The 21,935-nt window shown below is 45.5% G+C and carries 18 protein-coding genes; 1 reads left to right on the plus strand and 17 read right to left on the minus strand.

The window, feature by feature from the left end; all coding sequences use genetic code 11:
* The first annotated feature begins 385 nt into the window (after positions 1 to 385).
* Positions 386 to 1,324, plus strand: a complete 939-nt coding sequence (locus tag DXB91_RS03780) for a hypothetical protein (RefSeq protein WP_118016866.1) — start codon at positions 386 to 388, stop codon at positions 1,322 to 1,324.
* A 96-nt stretch (positions 1,325 to 1,420) separates the two neighbouring features.
* Here DXB91_RS03780 and DXB91_RS03785 read toward each other — a convergent pair whose 3' ends face one another.
* From DXB91_RS03785 to DXB91_RS03865, 17 genes are all read right to left on the minus strand, one after another.
* Positions 1,421 to 3,061 carry a sulfate adenylyltransferase subunit 1 gene (locus tag DXB91_RS03785; RefSeq protein WP_118016867.1) on the minus strand — a complete coding sequence of 547 codons (1,641 nt, stop codon included), beginning with the start codon at positions 3,059 to 3,061 and terminating at the stop codon, positions 1,421 to 1,423.
* A 1-nt stretch (position 3,062) separates the two neighbouring features.
* Positions 3,063 to 3,962: a sulfate adenylyltransferase subunit CysD gene (gene cysD, locus DXB91_RS03790; protein ID WP_015534724.1), complete on the minus strand. Its 900-nt coding sequence runs from the start codon at positions 3,960 to 3,962 to the stop codon at positions 3,063 to 3,065.
* Positions 3,963 to 3,992: 30 nt separating this feature from the next.
* Positions 3,993 to 4,307, minus strand: coding sequence for a 4Fe-4S dicluster domain-containing protein (locus tag DXB91_RS03795; RefSeq protein WP_004851736.1), 315 nt, complete (start codon positions 4,305 to 4,307; stop codon positions 3,993 to 3,995).
* Entirely contained in the window at positions 4,288 to 6,066 is a 1,779-nt protein-coding gene (locus DXB91_RS03800) for an adenylyl-sulfate reductase subunit alpha (protein WP_117875191.1), read from the minus strand. The genes DXB91_RS03795 and DXB91_RS03800 overlap by 20 nt, the downstream gene beginning before the upstream one ends.
* A gap of 25 nt (positions 6,067 to 6,091) precedes the next feature.
* Positions 6,092 to 7,153 (minus strand): ABC transporter ATP-binding protein, encoded by a 1,062-nt coding sequence (locus tag DXB91_RS03805; protein ID WP_004851740.1) that lies wholly within the window; start codon positions 7,151 to 7,153, stop codon positions 6,092 to 6,094.
* 97 nt (positions 7,154 to 7,250) lie between these two features.
* The gene (locus DXB91_RS03810; protein WP_004851742.1) at positions 7,251 to 8,123 is read right to left on the minus strand and encodes a sulfate ABC transporter permease; all 873 of its coding nucleotides are present in this window, start codon (positions 8,121 to 8,123) and stop codon (positions 7,251 to 7,253) included.
* Positions 8,124 to 8,145: 22 nt separating this feature from the next.
* Positions 8,146 to 9,015 (minus strand): sulfate ABC transporter permease subunit CysT, encoded by an 870-nt coding sequence (gene cysT, locus DXB91_RS03815; RefSeq protein WP_118016868.1) that lies wholly within the window; start codon positions 9,013 to 9,015, stop codon positions 8,146 to 8,148.
* Positions 9,016 to 9,033: 18 nt separating this feature from the next.
* Positions 9,034 to 10,044, minus strand: a complete 1,011-nt coding sequence (locus DXB91_RS03820; RefSeq protein WP_118017081.1) for a sulfate ABC transporter substrate-binding protein — start codon at positions 10,042 to 10,044, stop codon at positions 9,034 to 9,036.
* 108 nt (positions 10,045 to 10,152) lie between these two features.
* Positions 10,153 to 11,085, minus strand: coding sequence for a cysteine synthase A (gene cysK, locus DXB91_RS03825; RefSeq protein ID WP_118016869.1), 933 nt, complete (start codon positions 11,083 to 11,085; stop codon positions 10,153 to 10,155).
* A 99-nt stretch (positions 11,086 to 11,184) separates the two neighbouring features.
* Positions 11,185 to 11,808: a GDSL-type esterase/lipase family protein gene (locus DXB91_RS03830; protein WP_118016870.1), complete on the minus strand. Its 624-nt coding sequence runs from the start codon at positions 11,806 to 11,808 to the stop codon at positions 11,185 to 11,187.
* Between the two features lie 220 nt (positions 11,809 to 12,028).
* Positions 12,029 to 14,512 (minus strand): Ig-like domain-containing protein, encoded by a 2,484-nt coding sequence (locus tag DXB91_RS03835; RefSeq protein WP_118016871.1) that lies wholly within the window; start codon positions 14,510 to 14,512, stop codon positions 12,029 to 12,031.
* A gap of 138 nt (positions 14,513 to 14,650) precedes the next feature.
* Positions 14,651 to 17,161 (minus strand): Ig-like domain-containing protein, encoded by a 2,511-nt coding sequence (locus DXB91_RS03840; RefSeq protein WP_117875436.1) that lies wholly within the window; start codon positions 17,159 to 17,161, stop codon positions 14,651 to 14,653.
* A gap of 79 nt (positions 17,162 to 17,240) precedes the next feature.
* The gene (locus tag DXB91_RS03845; RefSeq protein ID WP_117550346.1) at positions 17,241 to 17,969 is read right to left on the minus strand and encodes a response regulator transcription factor; all 729 of its coding nucleotides are present in this window, start codon (positions 17,967 to 17,969) and stop codon (positions 17,241 to 17,243) included.
* Positions 17,959 to 19,071, minus strand: coding sequence for a sensor histidine kinase (locus tag DXB91_RS03850; protein WP_330416307.1), 1,113 nt, complete (start codon positions 19,069 to 19,071; stop codon positions 17,959 to 17,961). The genes DXB91_RS03845 and DXB91_RS03850 overlap by 11 nt, the downstream gene beginning before the upstream one ends.
* Positions 19,072 to 19,236: 165 nt before the next feature.
* On the minus strand, positions 19,237 to 19,677 hold the full coding sequence (sufU, locus tag DXB91_RS03855; protein ID WP_004851759.1) for a Fe-S cluster assembly sulfur transfer protein SufU: 441 nt from the start codon (positions 19,675 to 19,677) through the stop codon (positions 19,237 to 19,239).
* Complete coding sequence (locus DXB91_RS03860; protein ID WP_117550342.1) at positions 19,667 to 20,884, minus strand: aminotransferase class V-fold PLP-dependent enzyme; 1,218 nt, start codon at positions 20,882 to 20,884, stop codon at positions 19,667 to 19,669. The genes sufU and DXB91_RS03860 overlap by 11 nt, the downstream gene beginning before the upstream one ends.
* Entirely contained in the window at positions 20,865 to 21,932 is a 1,068-nt protein-coding gene (locus tag DXB91_RS03865; RefSeq protein ID WP_117875437.1) for a SufB/SufD family protein, read from the minus strand. Before DXB91_RS03865 ends, DXB91_RS03860 begins: the two co-directional genes overlap by 20 nt.
* Between the last annotated feature and the right edge of the window lie 3 nt (positions 21,933 to 21,935).

The following is a 21,935-nucleotide window of genomic DNA, read 5'->3' on the forward strand; positions in this document are numbered from 1 at the left end:
TTTTCTCCTCCCTCTGTCATTATTGCAAAAAATCCCATTCACTCATAACGAATGAATGGGATAGGTTCGGCATACGCACGAATGCGCAGCCTTGTCACATTAACCTTTTTATTCTTGGTATGTTATAATAGTTATTATGACATATATTATTATAATCTAACATAGAGCACCATGTCAATCAAAGAAAATCAAACAAAACAGTAGCAAAACATATTTCCTCGTCTACTATACAAATAGTAAAATCACCTCCCATTTCCCCCTTATTTTTCCACTCTCAGTGTCACTCTGCGCTTTATAAACGCATTTGCCAAAACCTATTGACACAGCGATTTGAATGGTCTAAAGTGTGCCTACCGGCCGGATAAAATACTAAGGAGGAACACTCTTGCCAACAACAAGAAAACTTTATGACAGCATCTTCAAGAAGATTCTCACGCTGTCCTCGAAAGCTGTGATCAACATGATTAACGGCCTGTTCAACATGTTTTACGATCCGGAAAACTCAACAGTATCTTATCACTGGACTGAAAATGTTCACGATAATCAGAATTCTATGACCACAACTCTGGCCGACACCATACTCGTAATCAACAATTCCGATGCATATCATATGGAAGCGCAGATGAAAAAGGATGATTCTATTGTATTCCGTGTATTTTCATATGGAGCGGGATATGCAGATCAGACTAAGAAGATACTGCAGGACGAAGAGGGCTGTCAGGTATATCGAATTCATTTTCCTGAACCCTGTGTGATATATCTGAGCAATGTACCAAAATCAGTACCTGATACATATTCGTTGCAGGTGGGATTCGGGCATACCCAGAACATAACCTATAACGTCCCTGTTACAAAACTCACGTCCTGCTCCGTAAAGGAAATAAACGACAGGAAAATGATCATCCTGATTCCATTCTACATTCTGAAACTCCGCGAAAAGCTGAGGAATAAGAAAGCACGTACACCAGAGAATATAGCCTCATTGAAAAGCCTCATCAAAACAGATATAATGGGTAGCATAGACAAGAACGTGGAACTTGGGAATATAACAGCTGAGGATGGAGCACAACTATACAGATTTACTCAGATGCTTTATACTCGCCTATATTCCCAGTTTGAAGAGACCGAGGAGGTTACGGATATGGTGGAACAGTCGATTATTACATTTGTGGATGTTTTTCGGGAAGAGAAAGCCAGGATGGAAAAACGTATGGCTGAGATGGATAAGGAGATTGCCGACAAAGACAAGAAGCTCGCCGACAAGGACAACGAGCTTGCCGAATTAAGGGCAGAAATAGCCAGACTTAAAGGTTCTGACAAATAAATATTTCATATTACTACTTTCTATACAAAAGCGAAGGACGAAGGCATAAAACACCTCCGTCCTTCGCTTTATTATTATATTACTACGTGATCTTTTTTAGATGTAATTTCCATCGTGAACCTGAGCCGCATCGTATACAGACTCCTTGCGGATCTCATCTGCAATCTCGTCTGCGTCGAGCTCGCCGTCAGCATTCCAGTCGCCATTGTAAACCTCGGCACCTTCTACCTTGATTCCTGCGATCTGCTGATCGCTTGCGAAGAGAAGCACGATGATTCCGGCATGATGAAGATGCTTTAATACAGCATTTACATCCTCGCGGATATCTGGAGCGTACAGATATGTATGACGTCCATCGATGCTGAGCTTCTTCTCTACAGACTCAACGAAATCTCTTGTGACATTGCCTGCTGCAAATGGAACTATGACAGCCTTCTGTCCCTTGATCGCTGCACGCACATTTCTGTCTATGCGTCCCTCGTAAAGTCCGGTCTCCTCAGTGTGAACCTCCTCGACAACACCGCAGGCACTTGTCATGTCTGTTACACGATCGATGAGTATGAGTTCTCCGAGAGTCTTATGCTTCTTGAACTCGTCAACCACGATCCTGTCGGCAAATGCGATTCTGCAGACTGCGATACCATTCTTGGAAAGGGTGTCTGCTGATTTCTGCTCACCTGTATTTACATCTATGGTGTAATCGATGTGTGTAACTGTACCAGGGATCATTTTTGTTCCGAGCTTCACGAAGAAGTTCTTGCCATTGTACAGCTCATCGTCATCCATCCAGAGAAGTGTTGCGGTGATCGAAGATGCAACCTTTGCACCTGAATCAACTGTGAGCACACATCCTCTTGACACGTCAACCTCACGGTCAAGCTGTATTGTTACAGGCTGTCCCTTCTGTGCTGAGTCCACTGTGTCAAATCCCACATGGATGCTCTTGACCTTTGCGGTCTCGTTGCTTGGGAGTGTGTTGATCTCGTCTCCAACGTGGATCTCACCATCCTCGATCTGACCTTGGAAACCTCTGAATGTGTGGTCAGGACGGCACACTCTCTGAACAGGCATATAGAATCCTGCCTCTGTGTTATCCTCTGCGATATCTATATCCTCAAGGTATGTAAGGAGTGCGGGACCCTCATACCAAGGTATGTTCTCTGACTTCTTTGTCACGTTGTCACCCTCTGTAGCTGACACTGGGATGATAGTGATATTTGGCAGGCTGAGCTCTGATGACAGCTCATTTATCTGCTCAACTATCTCGTTGAAACGCTTCTCATCGTATCCGACAAGATCCATCTTATTTACTGCAAATACAAAGTATCTGATTCCCATCAGCGCGCAGATCCTTGCGTGTCTTCTGGTCTGCACCAGCACGCCCTGCTTTGCATCTATGAGGATGACTGCCAGGTCGGCAAATGAAGCTCCAACCGCCATGTTCCTTGTGTACTCCTCATGGCCCGGTGTATCTGCCACGATGAAGCTTCTCTTGTCCGTTGTAAAATATCTGTATGCAACGTCGATGGTGATACCCTGCTCACGCTCTGCCATCAGTCCGTCCAGAAGAAGTGAATAGTCGATGGCACCGCCACGGCTTCCTACCTTGGAATCAAGCTCCAGAGCCTTCTCCTGATCTGCATATAAAAGCTTTGAATCATATAATATATGTCCTATAAGTGTTGACTTTCCGTCATCTACACTTCCGCATGTTATAAATTTAAGTAATCCACTCATCTTAGAAGTATCCCTCCCTCTTTCTACGCTCCATGCTGCCTGCTGCCTCGTTGTCAATAACTCTGGTGGTTCTCTCTGAGGATACCGCACTGAGCGTCTCCTCGATAATCTCAGGGAGTGTGTCCGCTGTGGACTCCACGCCGCCTGTCAGTGGATAGCATCCGAGAGTTCTGAAACGAACACTCTTCATCTCTATCTTCTCACCAGGTCTGAGTTTCATTCTGTCATCATCGACCATGATGATATTGCCGTCACGGTATACAACAGGTCTCTCCTTTGCAAAGTACAGTGATGGGATCTCTATGTTCTCACGCTCTATGTACTCCCATATATCAGCCTCTGTCCAGTTGGAAAGTGGGAACACTCTGACCTCCTCGCCCTTCTGGATCTTGGTGTTGAACAACTTCCACATCTCCGGTCTCTGGTTCTTTGGATCCCAGGCATGCTGTGCATTTCTGAATGAGAGTATCCTCTCCTTCGCACGGGACTTCTCCTCGTCTCTGCGTCCGCCGCCAAATGCTGCTGTGAAACCGTATTTGTCAAGAGCCTGCTTGAGCGCCTGTGTCTTCATGATATCTGTGTATGCTGAGCCGTGGTCAAATGGGTTGATGCCCTTCTTGACACCCTCCTCGTTGATGTACTCGATCATGTCCAGTCCATATTTCTTCGCTGTCTTGTCTCTGAACTCGATCATTTCCTTGAACTTCCATGTTGTATTTACATGTAAAAATGGAAATGGCGGCTTCTCAGGATAGAATGCCTTGAGTGCCAGATGAAGCATTACCGAGCTGTCCTTTCCTATGGAGTAAAGCATAACAGGCTTCTCACACTCCGCAGCAACTTCGCGGATGATGTATATCGCCTCTGCCTCCAGTTCGTCAAGATGTGATAATGTACCCATATCTATACCAACCTTTCTTCTTTATATATTTTAATATTTATTTGCTTCCTTCTTATCTATCACGATCTGGTCTGTGGTGCCATCCATCTTGCGGATATTCCACAGAAGCAGATCTCCTTTGTTCTCCACCGACATCTGGCTTCCCATTCCGCCGATGTCAGCTCCGAGATATAATGAGATGGCGTCAAATGCACACTCCTTGATACAGGATGAGCATCCCCAACAATCCTTTGGGTATTTCATGAATATCTGTCCATCCTCATCTCTCTTTATGAGGGAACCCGGGCAGACATTTGCACATTTGCCACAGTTTTTGCAAAGCTCTTTATTTATCACTATGCTCATATGCTTCCCCCTTTCCTTGGAACATCAGCCCATTTGAAGTCGCCTCCGGCGAGGGGCTGACGCTGCATGCCATATTCCCTGCGGGAACCTGGCACAAATTAACCAGCTCTCTGTGTATCATCTTAAGCTCGCCGTCCACCATCTTGGAGTTGACAAATATCTCCCAGTCTTTGCTCTTCTCCGGGTAGTCCAGGTTCTCAGCAAAGCTGTGCCATCTCGTCTCCTTCCTGTCCTTCAGGTGTGCGATTACAGAGAGTGCAACTGTGAGTCTCTCCCTCACCTCATACACAAACATGAGCTCGTGCATGTCGTGGGCACTTATGTGCCATACAAGTTTCTGGAGCTGCTCTATCTTCTCCTTTGCCAGCTCAAGCTGTTTCTCATTGAACTGGTAGTGGGTGGATATTCCTCCGGCGTAGTTGTCCATGACCTTCTGCATGGCCTCCTCTATCGCCTCGTACGTGAACATCTTCTCGTCAGTGTCGAGGAAATGGTCATACTCTTCTATCTTTCTGTCAAATGCAGCCTCCTCGTCAAGCTCCGGCTCGGTGTATCCCTCGTCAAGCTGCTTTACCATGGCAATGGCTGCTATCTCTCCCTCAACCATCGCTCCGGTCACATACTTCTGTGGACATCCGCCCGCCACATCTCCGGCTGCGAACAGTCCGCGTATTGTGGACTCTCTGTCGTTGTCCACCCAGTAACCGCTCGCTGTGTGGCCGCCGACTATATAAGGCTCTGTGCCCTCTATCTCCACATTCTGCTCACTCGGATTCTTGCCGGACTCAAGCCATTTGAGTGTCTGGCTCGGAGCCATATTGAGGTATGCTCTCTTCAGTGAGTCATCCTGCTCAGAGGTGATGCCCTCTGTTCTCAGGTAACATGGACCTCTTCCCTCTATATTCTCTCTCACCGTTCCGTACACTCTCTGGGATGTGGTGAGTCCGTATTTGTTCTCGTATACCTCGCCGAGTGAGTTGACCTGCTTGGCGCCGACACCCTGGGCTATGGTTCCCGTAGGTGCTATGGTGTCCTTACATCTGAGTGCTATGAATCTCATCTCAAATGTCGTCATCTCCGCTCCGGCATTTATTCCCATTGCGTATCCCGCTCCGGTGTTGAACGGCGGATACCACATCTTATGCCTCGAAAATCCCGGATTGTTCGGTCTGTAAAGTCCCGCCGCACCGCCTGTAGCACAAAGCACTTTCTTTGCTCTGATCTCGTAGGCTGTATTATCCTCTATGGAGAATCCAAATGCCCCGAGGATCTGATTATTTTCAACTATATAGTCCGTGATGTTAACTCTGTTAAGTATCTGACAGTTGTCAAGCTCCTCCACCGCCTTTGCAAGCAGCGGCTTCATGTTCTCACCATTTATCTTGATATTTCTGTTGCCCCTTGCAACATACTCTCCATTCTCATCCTTGAGGATAACCAGCCCCAGCTTCTCCATCTTGTCTGTTACACGGTTCAGCCCCTGTGACATAGAAAGCAAAAGATCTTCTCTGACGATCCCGTCAGCGTCTTTCCTGCAGTAGTCCACATAGTCCTCAGGCTTCCTGCCCTTCACTATGTATGCGTTGATGGCGTTCACTCCCGCCGCCAGACATCCACTTCTCTTTATATTTGCCTTCTCCGCGATGACGATGGAATAATCAGAATGCTCTCTGACAGTCAGCGCTGCATAGCAGCCAGCCGTACCACCACCGATTATCAAAATGTCCGTATGAAGTATTTTCCTGTTTGCAATACCCATATTTTCTCTCCAATCACTTTTATAATTAGATGTAGAATACATCGTTGTCCTGCATTGCCTTGTTCTCCAGCAGATATGTCTGATTCTCATCAAATACATACAGCCTGTAGATAAGAACGTGGACCTGCTCCCCCGGCTTTACGACATCCTTCTCCATAGATCTCTCGGCTACGATCTCCACACCGTTGACATCAACTGTGACGTCCAGATGGCTTCCGCGAAACAGCACATCCTTGACTATCCCCGACTCCGCCGCACTCTGGTACTGATCCAGCCTGCCGCTCTTGGATATCTTGACAAACTCCGGTCTGATGACCGCTCTGTCCGCTCCCGGCACCCTGTCAAAACCCTTGAGCTTCTCGTAGTCCTCCACAACAGTTGACCTTCCGATGAACTGTGCCACAAACGGTGTGGACGGCGTCTTGTATATCTCCATCGGCGATCCCATCTGCTCTATCTGTCCGTGGTTGGTGATGATGATCTCATCCGCAACCTCCACAGCCTCATCCTGATCGTGAGTGACAAATATGCTCGTTATGCCAAGCTTTTCAACCATCTCCTTGAGCCAGGTTCTAAGCTCCGTCCTGACCTTTGCATCTATCGCGGCAAATGGCTCGTCCAGCAGCAACACCTGTGGATTCGGTGCCAGCGCCCTGGCAAATGCCACTCTCTGCCGTTGTCCGCCTGAGAGCTGATTCGGATATCTCTTCTCCATGCCCGACAGCCCTGTAAGCTCCAGAAGCTCCATAACTCTCTTCTTGATCTCCTTCTTTGGAACCTTCATGAGTTCAAGTCCAAATGCCACATTGTCAAATACCGTCATGTAACGGAACAGTGCATAATTCTGGAATACAAATCCTATTCCTCTCTTCGCAGCTGGTATATCATTTACACGCCTGCCGTCTATGTATATGTCACCGGAATTTGGATTTTCAAGTCCGGCTATCATTCGGAGAAGTGTCGTCTTTCCGCTTCCCGACGGTCCCAGAAGTGCCACCAGCTTGCCTTTCTCCACACCGAAACTGACATTGTTGGACGCCAGGAAGTCTCCATATTTTTTGTATATATTTTTCATCTCGACGTACATGTCGTCAGCCTCCTTATTATTAATTACCTTACCTCGCCCTTTCTCGGGTATCGCCCCCTCGCCTCCGCTCAGCGGCAGGTCGTCACGCGCATGAGAGTTATGAACTTCGTTCATAAGCGCGTTTCCTCTTTGCTCTGTACTCAAGCAGATTTCTCAGGAACAATATTATGACCGCTATGATCACCAGTATGGACGATACAGCAAATGCTGCTGTGATGGATTCCTCCGTTCCCGACATATACAGCGCATCGATCTCAAGTGGAAGTGTAAATGTCCCGCCCCTTGTCTTGGACAGTGCATTTACCGCACCGAACTCGCCGAGTGCTCTGGCGGTACAGAGAATTATTCCGTATATGAGTCCCCATTTCATCTGGGGAAGTGTTATCCTTCTGAATATCGTGAAGCCTTTCGCTCCCATGAGCGCCGCAGCCTCCTCCTCGTCCTTACCCTGCGCGTTCAGCACCGGGATAAGCTCCCTTGACACAAATGGGAATGTCACGAATATGGTAGCAAGCACAACGCCCGGAACTGCAAAAGTTATCCTGATATTTGTTCCCAGCATATCATTGATCCATCTGATCGCCGGATACGTCCATCCGAGTCTTCCAAATGTCATGAGGTAGGCAAGACCTACGATGACAGGTGATATGGAAAACGGAATGTCTATCAGTGTCGCCAGCACCTGCTTGCCTTTGAAGGAGAACTTCGTCAGCAGCCATGCCGCACATATTCCGAAAAATGTGTTTACCACCACAGCTATGACAGTGGCGATCAGTGTGACACCAAGTGCACTTATCACATACTCTGTTGTGATCGACTGAAGGTAGAACTTAAATCCTTCCTTCAGTGCACTGGTTATCACCGATATAAGAGGAACAACAAGCATGAGCACTATGAAAAGCACCGTCACGGTTATCAGTATTATCTTTGTCCTGCGCTTGCCGCGCTGCAGCTTTTCCTGTTCGCTCATTGTGTTTCCTCCTTTTTCTAAATTAAAGTAAGTTAGTCCTTCTAGACTGTCTCAGCTGTACTATGTTGATCGCGAACAACAGTACAAATGATATTACCAGCATCACCAGTGCTATCGCTGTTGCGCTGGCATAGTCTATGTAGCTAAGCTTCTGCATGATCACGTATGATATGACTTGCGTCTGCTCCTTTGCGCTGTTGCCCGATATGTAGATGACACTGCCGTACTCTCCGATCCCTCTGGCAAATGCCAATCCAAATCCTGTAAGCAGTGCCGGCCTGAGCTCCGGAAGAATAACCTTGAAGAATGTTCTTCTCGGTGTGGCTCCCAGCATGTAGGCCGCCTCCTCGTACTGGTTGTCCATCTTCTCAAGTATCGGCTGCACCGCCCTTATGACAAATGGTATCCCCACAAATACAAGGGCGATGGTAAGTCCGATCTTTGTGTATGCAACATCTATTCCAAGAGCCGCAAGCGGATTTCCAAGGAATCCATCCTCACTGTACAGTCTCGACAGCGTTATACCTGCAACCGCCGTTGGCAGACAGAATGGAAGTTCTATGAATCCGTCCAGTATCTTCTTGCCGGGAAAATCGTATTTGACCAGTGTCCACGCTATTATCAGACCAAACACCGTGTTAACTATCGCCGCTATGAACGAACAGCCGATGCTGGTCTTAAATGCATTCAGCACATTCTTCTTCAGAAGCAGATGCCAAAATTCACCCGGTGAGAGCTTCAGCGATGACACCAGCACCGATGCCAGTGGGATCAGAACTATCAGCGACAGCATTGCAATGACTATTCCAAGCGTCAGATGATATCCCGGGATAACTCTGGTCTTCTTTGCGTTATTAAGTTTATCCTTCTTGCCATTTTCCTCTGCTGCCATCTCGTCTTCCAATCCATTTTAATAATCATATATCTCGTCAAACTTTGCACCGTCATCGAAGAAATCCTCATAGGCTTTGTCCCAGCCTCCGAAATCATCTATGGTCCACTGCTTGATGTCCAGATCAAATACGTCTGCATACTCTGCAAGTATCTTCTCATTTGTCGGGCGATAGCCGCTCTCAGCCTCAAGCCTCTGAGCGTCATCGCTGTACAGGTACTTCAGATACTCTGTGCTGACCGACTCTGTTCCATTGTGCTTTGCGTTGTCATCGACAACCGCCACACTCGGCTGAGCCAGTATACTCACCGACGGATTAACTATCTCGTAATCCTCCGGGTATTCCCTCAGGGTTGCTATCGCCTCATTCTCCCAGGCAATCAGTACATCACCCTTGCCATTCTCCACAAATGTGGTCGTCGAACCTCTGGCTCCCGAATCCATGACCGACACATTCTGATAAAGCTTCTTCATAAACTGCCATATATCATTTTCATCACTGTACGTCTCCCTCGCATACGCAAGTGCCGCAAGGAAATTCCAACAGGCACCACCGCTGCTCTTCGGATCAGGTGTTATGACTTCCACATCGTCCTTCACCAGATCGTTCCAGTCCTTTATATCCTTAGCATTTCCCTTTCTCACCAGGAACACGATAGTAGATGTGTAGGGTGCTGAATCCTTGTCAAATTCATCTATCCAGCCCGGATCTATCAGACCATTTGCCGATATGAGGTCAATGTCATGCTCAAGTGCCAGTGTGACAACATCTGCATTACAGCCCTCCACCACCGACCTCGCCTGTGAACCGGAGCCTCCATGAGACTGGATGACCTTGATGTCCTGTCCGTACTGCTCTTTGTAATACTGTTCGAACATGTCATTGTATCGCTCATACAGCTCCCTCGTCGGGTCATACGAAACATTTGTAATTGTGATAACATCGTCCTTCTTCCCGCCACAGCCGGCCGCGCCTATCGCCAGCACCGCCACCATGGACAGAAGCAATACTCTTTTTCCAAGTCTCATATCTTTTCTCTTTCTCATAAATAGGTCAATTCATCCAATGAGCAATAATTGCTGCAACGATATTAACTTCTGCTATACAGTTCACAACCTCTAGGCAATTATTGCGGTCTACAGGTTAAACAGTGATGTTGAGAGGTATCTCTCTCCTGTATCCGGGAAGAGAACCACGATGGTCTTGCCCTCGTACTCAGGTCTCTTTGCAAGCTCAGTTGCCGCATAGAGTGCCGCACCTGCGGATATTCCAACCAATACACCATCTGTCTTTGCTATTTTTCTCGCTGTGTCAAATGCGTCATCGTTCTGGATCCTGATGATCTCGTCCACGATGCTCAGATCCATGACGCCAGGTATAAATCCGGCTCCGATTCCCTGGATCTTGTGTGGGCCAGGTGCTCCGCCTGAGAGAACCGGTGAATCAGCAGGCTCAACTGCAATCAGCTTGACATTTGGATTGTGCTCCTTGAGTCCGCTTCCTGTTCCTGTAGCTGTTCCGCCTGTTCCTACTGCTGATACAAATGCATCAACCTTTCCGTCTGTATCTCTCCAGATCTCCTCCGCCGTTGTCTTCTTGTGGATAGCAGGATTTGCCTTGTTCTCAAACTGCTGTGGGATGAATGCATTGCCGTACTGCTCTTTGAGCTCATTTGCCTTGGCGATGGCTCCCTTCATTCCCTCTCTGCCCGGTGTTAACACGATCTCAGCACCGAGAGCTGACACGATCTTTCTACGCTCAACGCTCATGGTGTCCGGCATGGTGAGTATCAGGTGAAGGCCCTTTGCTGCTGATACAAATGCAAGTCCGATTCCTGTATTGCCTGATGTAGGCTCGATGATGACTGTCTCCTGATTGATGAGGCCATCCTTTATTCCCTGCTCGATCATGGCTGCTGCCACACGATCCTTCACTGAGCCAAGCGGGTTGAAATACTCAAGCTTTGCAACGATGTGTACCTTGAGGCCAAGCTCCTTCTCATAATTTGTGAGCTCCAGAAGTGGAGTATTTCCTATAAGTTCTGTTAACTGTGATGCTATCTTTGCCATGATTTTGTTTCCTTTCTTTTTTTACTTTTTTGAAGTCTCTATGTTCTTTCTTGATTCTTTACTATCTTTATATACTGTACATTATTTTCTATATAATTCTTAACAGGCCATCTGATAAATCTTTTCCTCTATTGCTCCTGCCAGTGCTGCATGGCCCTCAGGATTCATGTGTTCCTGATCTGCCTCGCTGCTGTCCGCCACGGATGATGCCGCCAGGAATTCCACACCAAACTCATCGGCTATATTCCTGTACACATCTGTGAGTTTTCTTGACACCTCAACGGATTCCGGTGAGAACTCAGGATCAAATTCATCCTTCCACACCTGCTCGCCTAAGTGTATCGGCGATACGAGAAGTATCCTGCTGTCTGCTGAATACTGCCTCGCCTGAATGAGCAGTCTCCGTATTCCCTTGCCTATCACATCCGGTGATGCCGAGAACACCGTCTTACAGTCATTTGTTCCAAGCATGATCACTATATTCTCCGGTTTGTGTGTCTCCAGCAGAGTAGGGAACAGCGACACGCCCTTTCTTCCCTGTCTCAGTGGATCCTCGAACACTGTTGTTCTTCCACAGAGACCTTCCTCTATGATCCTTATATCTTTATTTGCCAGCTTCTGCTGCAATATACTGGTCCATCTGATCCCCCAGGGAAATCTCTCACCATTCTCAGGATTGTATCCCCATGTATTGGAATCTCCAAAGCACAACACCTGTTGCATCTGTCCACCTCCCGTCTATTGAACCTCGCTCTGTTCAATGAATTTCATCGTCAATCCACATATATCCTATCTGATATGTAGTAATTATCTATCAACATGTTGGAGTATACAACTTATTTCCTACTATGTCAATAGGGATTATGTGCTTTTATTGTTTAAAAAAAGAGTGAAGATGTAAAAAATATCATCTCCACTCCTTTATAAAGCACATATCCAGCCGTTAATCCTCTGCATTAGGATCACAATCTCTTACATACACATCAACCGAACTACCGCTTACTTTTATGTAATATGACTTTCCAGCTTCACAGTTATAGCTCATGTAAAAATCTTTTTTATTTGTTGTCTTGCTATGCTCTGCATCGTCCACTTCCATGAGCAGATTTTTGTTCTCATCATATAAGTATCCCTTTGGATCACCGTATGAAACAGAATAAAAATAATATGTTCCTGTTTTCTTTGGCACATACCTGTAATACATTCCAACTTCTGCATATACATCGTTAAAATTGCCAAAGTCAATAGCAAATTCATTCACATCCGCAGTTAACGTGGTCGTCTTACTGGTCACTTTTGCTGATATCACACCACGCTTACCTGAACCTTCCGCTGTCAGCTCATATGTTCCAGGAACAAGATACACATATCCGTTCCAGCCACATATTCTACCATATTCATCTGTCCATCTGCCCAGATCGTCAACCGTGCACTTTTCATTGTTAGATTTGACCGCAATCTTTGTTACATCCGCCGCAAGATCCACTTTATTCTCCCCAACGCCAAATGTACGATTGCCGATATAAGTCACATCGTCCCCAATTTTAATTTTCACATCATATGTTCCAGGAATAATTGACATATAATATTGTCCATTACGATCTACTGTAGCAAATTCACTGTTAAGTTCGTATTGGACTGAATTATCTTTGTTTATGATAATAACACTTGCCCCATCCAGTATATTGCCATTTTTATCTCTGACATACCCCATAAGAGTTGATCCAAGTATAGTTTTTATCACACAACCAACTATGGTACTTATTTTTTCGTTGTTGGCATCTGTTATTTTTACTTTGAGATTATATGTACCTTCTTCTTCTAATTTACCGGTTATTTTTCCTTTTGAATCAATGCTGAGATTATAACTTTCTCCGACAAAACTGTATGTATAACTTCCGGAACCGCCAGCCACAGCTGCAATACTATTGTTGATCCTACAGATATGGCTGTTACGTCCCATAATTTTAAATACTGGTTCATAATTTCCTGCAATCGTTGTCTGGCTGTATATATTCCATGAAATTTCATAAGTGTCCACATTTCCCAGTTCATCGACTGCTTTAACAGTTGTCACAGTCGTTCCCGCCTTAGTCGGTTTTCCACTGAAATAAACCTTATTGGCATCTCCTGGATCCACCTTGTATTTCACGCCGGCAGGGAGGCCCACTACATTGATCACACATATGCCCTTATAACCTTCAATGCTATTTACATCCAGAGTCTTATTCATACCAACATTCTGCTCACACTTATAGGATACATAAATCGTTCTATTATTCACGTCTCCAGAATAATATGTCTCAATTTTAGAATTACCTGTACCCGTAAGTCCCTTTATATATATGCAGATTCTTGCCTTTCTTGACAATGTATAGCCTCTTCTCAGTGCAATCGTATAGTTCTTATTGTCTTTTGTTGTAACACTGTCAAATGGAATATTGTAATTATAATTACCATTCATCACTGTACTCGCCTTGATTGAAAAACTTGAGGACGTCAGTTTCTGTTCAGATGACAGCGTAAGTTTAACTGTACGAGGGTTACTCATCATTGCCGATACAATTGTGACTGGTTTTTCGACCGTTATTTTGTACGAAGCCTTCTTGCCGGTGCCATCTGTAGCCTTCGCTGTTATCACCGCTGTTCCTGTAGCTGCTGCATATACATTTCCTGCAGAATTTACCACTGCTACCTTATCATTTGAAGAACTCCATGCACATTTTTTATTTGTTGCATCTGCCGGCTTTATCACCGGGCTTAGCTGCATCGTTCTGCCAACATACATCTTTCCATTTGTTTTGCTGAAACTTATCGATGATACTGAGGCCCTTACAGTCACCCTGCAGATCGCTTTCTTTCCTGAACCATCAGCAGCAATCGCTGTGATCGTCGCTCTACCGCCTCTTACTGCTGTGACCCTGCCTGATACGCTTACCTTTGCGATCTTTGAATTGCTGCTTTTCCAGATAACCTTCTTATTGCTGGCTGTGTTAGGTCCTACTGTCGCCTTTATCACTGCCGACCTGCCCTTCTTGATCGTCAGCGCAGATTTGTTCACCTTGACTCTTGTGGCCGGCTGTCCGACTGTGACCTTCACCACCTTCTTGATCTTCGCATTTGACTTGAGAGAGATCGTGATATTTGCACTACCCTTTTTCACTGCTTTTATCTTGCCTGCAGAAGATACTGTCACGATCTTTTTATTGCTTGTTGAGAATTTCAGATTGCCTGAAGTCGTATTTGTCCTCAGAGTAAATGTTTTCCCTGCCTTGAGTGTTAGTGTATTACTTGGAAGATTTTTCACCGTAATACTACTGATGGTTGTTGTGGTCGCTGCTTTTGCCGGAATGCTGACACCTGTAAATGTCAGCGCAAACACAAGGATCAGCGCAACGAGAGCCATAAACCTGTTCCCTTTTTTCATAAATTTCCTCCTTTTTTATGTAACATTCCCTTTTATTACACCATATCATATATTAAAAATTATATACTATGCTTGTCAATCTCGCACATGCTATTGAGCATTATTCATATCCACATAAAAAGACGTACGGGTATCCACTTAATTTCCAGGATACTCTGTGGTTATATATACCATACTGCTGTTTCGTGTAACATTAATATAGTAGACTTTTCCTGCTTCACAATTATATGACATATAGAAATCGTGGTCATTTCCTGTGCTGATATGCTCCTGCTTGTCATCATCATTAATTGTAAGCACTTCTCCATCTGCATCATAAAGATGTCCATATGGATTATTACTCGATCCAGAGCTTGAATAGATATAGTATGCTGCCGTCATCTTTGGAACAAATCTATAGTATGTTCCCACTGATGCATTTATAGAGGTTCTATCACCAATCTCCTCATAGTCTGTCTTAATATCTGCTACAACATATGAAGTCTTGCTGTTTATCGTTGCGGTTATAGTTCCGGCTAAAGCAACCCCGCGACCTGTAAGTCTGTAAGTACCAGGCGCCAGATAAACGTATGCACCAGCTCCAACGCTGTTGCCATCCTCGTCATACCATGTGCCGATATTCTCTATATTATATCCGTTATCCTTTGATCTAACGGATATCTTTTTTACATCCGACGAATAATTTCTTCCCGAAATGTTTCCGGTAAACCGCTGTGAATATATGTATGTTGTGTCCGAACCCGAATATATAGCTATATCATATGTCCCAGGAACAATATCTACAGAATACGATCCATCTCTTTTTACATCAGAATAACAGTAATATGTATACTCTGTGGATTTGTCCCTATTCGTAAATATAATATATGCATTTGACAATACTTCTCCTGCCACATCCCTGATATATCCCGATACTGTAATTCCCTGTGCAACATTTATCACACAGTCTACAGTTGTGCTGACTCCGGCATTATCGGAATCCGTTATCCTGACTTTTATATTATAAGTACCAGCCTTATTGATGTAACCCTCCAATTTACCATTACTATAAATATCAAGACCATAAGTATTGCCAACTATATCATAGATATAATTTCCTGAGCCACCAGCTACAGAATTTATATCAGCAGCTACATGCACAGCCGCTCCACTTTCACCACGAGTGCGATAATACCTTGGGCTGTAATAAGCTGATATCACGGAGCTGTTGTATACACACCATGTTACGATAGTTGTCATTGTATTACCATACTCATCAACTGCTGTAATTGTCGTGACTGATGTGCCAGACTTGGTTATTTTCCCTGTGAAAGTAATACAGTTGGAACGCATTCCACCTATTGTATACCTCATTCCAGCCGGAACGTCCTTTACAGAAACCTTGAGGTAGCCACTGCCAGATAAATTAACGTCTGTATTCACATTCGCATTCTGCTCAATTGCTCTGGCTTCATAATATGTCTTATTATACTTTCCGTCAGAATAATATGTCTCCACCTTACCGGTTCCTGTTCCTGTAAGTCCACTTACGTACACACATATTCTGTCCGAAGATGAAAGCCTGTTCTCCTTGTTAAACCTGATCGTGTATTTTTTATTGTCTCCTGTAGACACACTTTCAATCGGAATGCTCTTGTTGTATATGCCGCCATTTAATGTGGTCTTTACTTTAACAGCAAAATTTGATGCTGTCAGCTTCTGTGCAGATGACAATGTAACATTTATTGTCTGCCTGTTATCCACCTGCGCCGAAGCAATCTTCACAGCATTTAGAACTGTCAGCTTATATTTTACTGTCTTTTTTGTTCCGTCTGTAGTTGTTGCTGTAATCACTGTGGTTCCAGCGCCAACAGCCACAACGAGTCCGGATGAACTTACCATAGCGACCTTATCATTCGAAGACTTCCAGGTACACTTCTTGTTTGTTGCATCTGCCGGTGCAATGACTGGGTTTAACTGTTCTGTTTTTCCCACATACATCTTACCGCTGCCCTTTTTGAACTTTATAGAAGTTACATACGCCTTGACTGATACCTTACAACTTGCCTTCTTGCCGGAACCATCTGCAGCTACTGCTGTGATGACTGCTGAACCGCCTCCGGCTGCTGTTATCCGTCCTCTGGAATTAACCTTAGCAACCTTTATATTGCTGCTCTTCCATACGACCTTCTTATTGCTTGCCTTGCTTGTTCCAACAGAAGCCTTTACCACAGCACTTTTTCCTTTTACCAGCGTCAGCTTGCTTTTAGTAAGCTTTACACTCGTGACAGGCTGTCCTGCAGTTACCGTAATAACCTTCTTTACCTTAGGATCAGCCTTCAGCGACATTGTAATCTTAGCTGTCCCATTTTTTACATTTCCTGCTTTGATCACTCCCGCAGTTGTCACGGTTGCTATCCTTCTGTTGCTGGTTACGAATTTCAGCTCTTTCGCCGCCACATTTGTCTTAAGAGCAAATGACTTTCCCGCCTTGAGCGTAAGTGTGCCGGCTGGCAGATTGCTCACAGTGATGCTCTTTACAACCGTGTTTTTTGCCGTAGCCGCCGTTGTAGCTGCCAGCGCAGTTCCCGGAACATTCATACCTGAAAATATCAGTGCAAATGCAAGAATGACCGCCACAGCCTTCATGATTTTTCTGTACCCTTTCATAACACTCCTCCTGATTTAATAAAAAATCCGCTATACTTCATAAAATCAGTATAGCGGACTTTATTTTATTAATCTACAATCAAATACTATCAATGAGTTTTTCGCTGTCATCACACATCCTGTATCCCACGCCCAGCTCATTGATGATAAAACTCTTCTTGCCCGGCTTCACTCCGAACTTCTTTCTTATATTCGCCATATTTACCTGAAGTCTCTTGGTGCTTCCCATGTCATTGTAGCCCCATACCTCTTTTACGATGAAACTGTATGTAAGCATCTTGCCCGGATGTCTGGACAGAAGATCGACTATGTTGTACTCAGTCTGAGTCAGCTTGATCTCCTCATCCCCTATGAACACTCGTCTGGCTTCGTAGTCTATGAGCAAATCCCCAGTCTGGAATTTCCCTGTCGGCAGTTCACTGTCATGCGCTTGGTAAAGCACTGTGCGGAGCGCAGATCTGACCCTGGCAACCAGCTCCTCAGAGCCAAACGGCTTGGTCACATAATCATTTGCCCCCAGGTTGAGCGCCTCCACCTTATCCTTCTCATCAGATCTCGCCGAGAGCACTATGACCGGCGTGAAATCCGTCTTTCTTATCTCCGTGAGAAATGCTATTCCATCCTTATCTGGAAGTCCCAGATCAAGTATCACTATGTCAGGTCTGTGGGACGCATACATCATAAGACCGCTTCCGCAGGATGTGGCTATGATCGTCTGATAGCCATTTGCCTGCATTAAAGTATCCAGCAGATTATTGATATTCTGCTCATCTTCTATTATCAGGACTTTATATTTGTTATTGCTCATCCGTAACCTCCTCTATCTTCAATGTAAATCTGAATACTGCACCGCCTTCCACGGAATTGTATGCGCTTATATCTCCGCCATGTGCTTTTATGATGGTCGCACATACCGACAGACCTATTCCGGCATTCTTTCTCTGCCTGCAGTCCGCGGACACCTCATTGGAGCTGTCTCCTAAAAGACTGCCATCAAACAGGTGTTTCAACCTATCCTCCGGTATTCCATCGCCATCATCCTGGATCTCAAACACAACCCTGTCGCCATCGCATTTCACATTCAATGCCAGATTCTTCATTCCCTTCGCATGCTGTACTGCATTCTCGAGGATATTTATGATAACCTGTTCTATGAGAATGGCATCCATCGGTATGATGACCAGCTCATCGGGCAGATTGACTTCCACCTCCTGATCAGGATATCTCTTTGCAAATTTGATGAGCACAGAATCTATAAGTTCATCCAGTGCTATGGGCGTCTTTATAAGTTTGATATCACCATCCAGTCTGGTGATGGACAACAGATTCTCAACCATACGGTAAAGCCACTGGGAGTCCTGTTGTATTCCCCTGAGCATCTTCTCCCTCTGTTCATCCGTGAACTCCCTTCCGTTCTCTATGAGGGCCGAGCTCGCACCATATATAGTTGTGAGCGGAGTCCTGAAATCGTGGGATACCGCCCTGAGCAGGTTCGCTCTCATTTTCTCCATCTCACTCTCTTTCTTGAGCATTTCCTGATACTTTATCTTGCTTGTAAATCCACAGGTGATAAACGCTATGGCTATCATGATTATCGCCGATGTGATATTTTCAGGTATAAGGAAATCTATCTTGAAATACGGAAATGTAAATGCAAAATTCACTATTATCACACTGACTATAGATGCCAGTATTCCATATACATACCCGTCAGTAAACACCGATATCAAAAATACCGAAAACACCATAACGGCCGGTATCAATATGTCTGTAGTAAATGTTGTCTTTATTATCAGACACAGTCCAACCCCTATGGCTATCACAACCAGCATCAACAGCACATTTTTTATAACATCCTTACATTTACACTCCGTATTATTTATGCTTTTTTGTATATTTATTTTTTTCATATGTATCAATCCCTTTGGATTATTTTAAAGAAAGCGCCACCAGTACACCTCATGTCACAAACGACATAGATCTTACCAGCGGCGCCCGCTTTCACACATTCAAGTGAAGTATATCATGCCTATAGTTAAGATGCAGATAAAGAATATATCATAAGGAATCCACCCTTATGATATATTCTTCAACGCTTCCTCAAGGGTGTGCCATCCGAGGACCGCACACTTTACTCTGGCCGGCATATGCGCTATATCCTTAAGCGCAGACGCCTCCTCAAGCTGGTCTATCTCCTCATCTGTCGCCTCTCCCTGTATCATCTTCAGAAAGAGCTGCCCAAGCTTCAAGGCCTCCTCCTTGGTCTTTCCTATGATCATTCCAAGCATTATATCTGCCGACGCCTGGGATATAGCACATCCGTCTCCCACGAATGATCCATCCTCGATGACTCCGTTCTCAACCTTCAGTTTAAGCCAGATGTCATCACCACAGTTGGGATTTACACCCTCCAGCACAACATTTGCTGCAGGAAGATCATATTTGAATTCAGGTCTCATATTGTGCTCTGTAAGGATCTCATTATAAAAATTCCTGTTTTGAATATTATTCTGCATATCCCATTCTCCTTCTCACATTTGCGACACTCTCCACAAATGCATCTACCTCTTCATCTGTATTGTAGAACATAAAACTTGCCCTTGTCGTGTTGTACACGCCAAGGTGTACAAGCAGTGGCTGTGCGCAGTGATGTCCAGCCCTCACATCTATTCCATCCGCAGCCATGATCTCGCTGACATCATGCGGATGTACATTGTCTATGGTGAACGCCACTATTCCGGTGTGGTTCTCCGGCTTATCTGAACCGATGACATGCACATGAGGAAGCTTTGCAAGTCCCTCCATGGCACGGGTCGTGAGCTCCAGCTCTCTCTTTTCTATATAGTCAAATCCAACCTCTTTGATGTAGCCTATAGCAGCCGCAAGTCCCGCAGCTCCTGCCGCATTGACTGTACCAGCCTCAAACTTGTGAGGCAATTCCGCATATACCGCACCATCTCTTGAAACCGAATCTATCATCTCTCCACCTGACATAAATGGAGGCATCGCGTCAAGCAGTTCCTGTCTTCCGTATAACACTCCTATTCCCATAGGTCCCATCAGCTTGTGGCCTGAAAATGCAAAGAAATCAGCGCCAAGCTCATGCACATCTATAGCCATATGCGGTGTACTCTGTGCGCCATCGACAACGACAACCGCGCCAAAGCTGTGCGCCCTGTCAGCCATCTTTCTGACCGGATTCACACATCCGAGGACATTTGACACATGTCCGACAGCAAGCAGCTTTGTGTGCTCGTTGATTCCCGCATTGATGGTCTCGTCAGTCAGCGTTCCATCCTTCTCGCAGTCGAGATATCTGAGAGTTGCACCTGTGACTCTGGCCGCCATCTGCCATGGAAGCATGTTGCTGTGGTGCTCCATGATCGTAACTGCTATCTCGTCACCAGCCTTAAGGTTATTCAGCGCGTAGCTGTATGCCACAAGGTTAAGGCTCTCTGTGGTATTCCTGGTGAAGATTATCTCCTTCTCAGAGTCAGCGTGAATGAAGTCCCTGACTACCTTTCTGGCACTCTCATACTTCTCTGTCGCCTCAAGGCTGAGCGGATAGAATCCTCTGAGTGGATTCGCATTGCTCTTCTCATAGAACTCTCTCTCAGCGTCTATGACCACCTGTGGCTTCTGCGCTGTGGCCGCATTGTCTATATAAGCTGTGTCATTGTTTCTCAACAGAGGAAAATCCTCTCTATAATTCCTGTCTGTCATATTCCATTACCTCCGCAAGCTGCTTCTCCACCAGCTTCTCTGTGTTCTCGTCCTGGATCTTGCGGTAGAGGACCTCCATCTTGCCCTTGGTCATCATGTCCTCGGCTGTCTCCATATCGATTCCCCTTGACGCGAAGTAGAATAAAGTATCCTCGTCAAGCTCACCGATGGTCGCTCCATGTGATCCCTCCACATTTTCCTCTGCACAGAGGATAAGCGGTATAGTCTTGTTCACCACATCATCGCCGAGCAGCAGTACATTCTCAGTCTCAGCGCCCTTCGAATCCGATGAACCTGTCTTGAAATCTATCGAACCTCTGAATATCTTCTCCGCAGCATCCTTAAGTGTTCCATCCACCTGTATGTTGCAGTTGGTCTTCTTGCCTATATGGTTAACCACAAGGTTGATATCTATGACCTGCTTCTTCTGGCCAAGGTAACCTATATCCATGTTGGTTGAAGCACGCTTACCAATGAGCTCAGTTCTCACGCCGTTGTACAGATTGCCCTTGCCGATAAATATCTGAAGCACATCTAGCTGCCCATTCTCCGCACACTCACTTCCCACGTCGTTGAGTATGGTCGTGTTCTCATCCTGCATAAATATCTGTACAAGACGTATGTGTGCGTCCTTCTCTATATTAAAACGCGTACGGAATGCCAGACTGCCGCCCTCCGCATTCTCGCCAAATGTCTCTATGACTGTCATGTCTGAGCCTGCATCTGCCTGCACGTAAGCATAACCGCTGCTGCCATTTGCCCTGGTTCCATTTATCAGCACGTGCACTGTCTGACCTTTATTGGTCTCGTCCGCAACGAGTACACTTCCTGCTGCCTGCTGTGCGAAGAGTACGTCCGCATCTCTTCCTGCACCAGTCTCTATTCCATCGAAATCAGAAGCCTGCTTATCAGCTTCCTTGCCGCCATCTATCTTCACACTGCATCCCGCCATGTCCGGATTCCAGTTAAGTGCTGTGTCGTTCATGCGAAGCCAGTACCATGTCTTTGCCGGGAGCTTGTTGATCTTCATCTCGTTATTGTTCTCCATGTC

This window comes from Coprococcus sp. OM06-34AC (assembly GCF_003462545.1).
Taxonomy (GTDB): domain Bacteria; phylum Bacillota; class Clostridia; order Lachnospirales; family Lachnospiraceae; genus Coprococcus; species Coprococcus aceti.

Bases quoted from the DNA above. Each gene is read 5' to 3' on its own strand.
- DXB91_RS03785 (WP_118016867.1), bottom strand. From the start codon at position 3,061: ATGAGTGGATTACTTAAATTTATAACATGCGGAAGTGTAGATGACGGA.
- cysD (WP_015534724.1), bottom strand. From the start codon at position 3,962: ATGGGTACATTATCACATCTTGACGAACTGGAGGCAGAGGCGATATAC.
- DXB91_RS03795 (WP_004851736.1), bottom strand. From the start codon at position 4,307: ATGAGCATAGTGATAAATAAAGAGCTTTGCAAAAACTGTGGCAAATGT.
- DXB91_RS03800 (WP_117875191.1), bottom strand. From the start codon at position 6,066: ATGGGTATTGCAAACAGGAAAATACTTCATACGGACATTTTGATAATC.
- DXB91_RS03805 (WP_004851740.1), bottom strand. From the start codon at position 7,153: ATGTACGTCGAGATGAAAAATATATACAAAAAATATGGAGACTTCCTG.
- DXB91_RS03810 (WP_004851742.1), bottom strand. From the start codon at position 8,123: ATGAGCGAACAGGAAAAGCTGCAGCGCGGCAAGCGCAGGACAAAGATA.
- cysT (WP_118016868.1), bottom strand. From the start codon at position 9,015: ATGGCAGCAGAGGAAAATGGCAAGAAGGATAAACTTAATAACGCAAAG.
- DXB91_RS03820 (WP_118017081.1), bottom strand. From the start codon at position 10,044: ATGAGACTTGGAAAAAGAGTATTGCTTCTGTCCATGGTGGCGGTGCTG.
- cysK (WP_118016869.1), bottom strand. From the start codon at position 11,085: ATGGCAAAGATAGCATCACAGTTAACAGAACTTATAGGAAATACTCCA.
- DXB91_RS03830 (WP_118016870.1), bottom strand. From the start codon at position 11,808: ATGCAACAGGTGTTGTGCTTTGGAGATTCCAATACATGGGGATACAAT.
- DXB91_RS03835 (WP_118016871.1), bottom strand. From the start codon at position 14,512: ATGAAAAAAGGGAACAGGTTTATGGCTCTCGTTGCGCTGATCCTTGTG.
- DXB91_RS03840 (WP_117875436.1), bottom strand. From the start codon at position 17,161: ATGAAAGGGTACAGAAAAATCATGAAGGCTGTGGCGGTCATTCTTGCA.
- DXB91_RS03845 (WP_117550346.1), bottom strand. From the start codon at position 17,969: ATGAGCAATAACAAATATAAAGTCCTGATAATAGAAGATGAGCAGAAT.
- DXB91_RS03850 (WP_330416307.1), bottom strand. From the start codon at position 19,071: ATGAAAAAAATAAATATACAAAAAAGCATAAATAATACGGAGTGTAAA.
- sufU (WP_004851759.1), bottom strand. From the start codon at position 19,677: ATGCAGAATAATATTCAAAACAGGAATTTTTATAATGAGATCCTTACA.
- DXB91_RS03860 (WP_117550342.1), bottom strand. From the start codon at position 20,884: ATGACAGACAGGAATTATAGAGAGGATTTTCCTCTGTTGAGAAACAAT.
- DXB91_RS03865 (WP_117875437.1), bottom strand. From the start codon at position 21,932: ATGGAGAACAATAACGAGATGAAGATCAACAAGCTCCCGGCAAAGACA.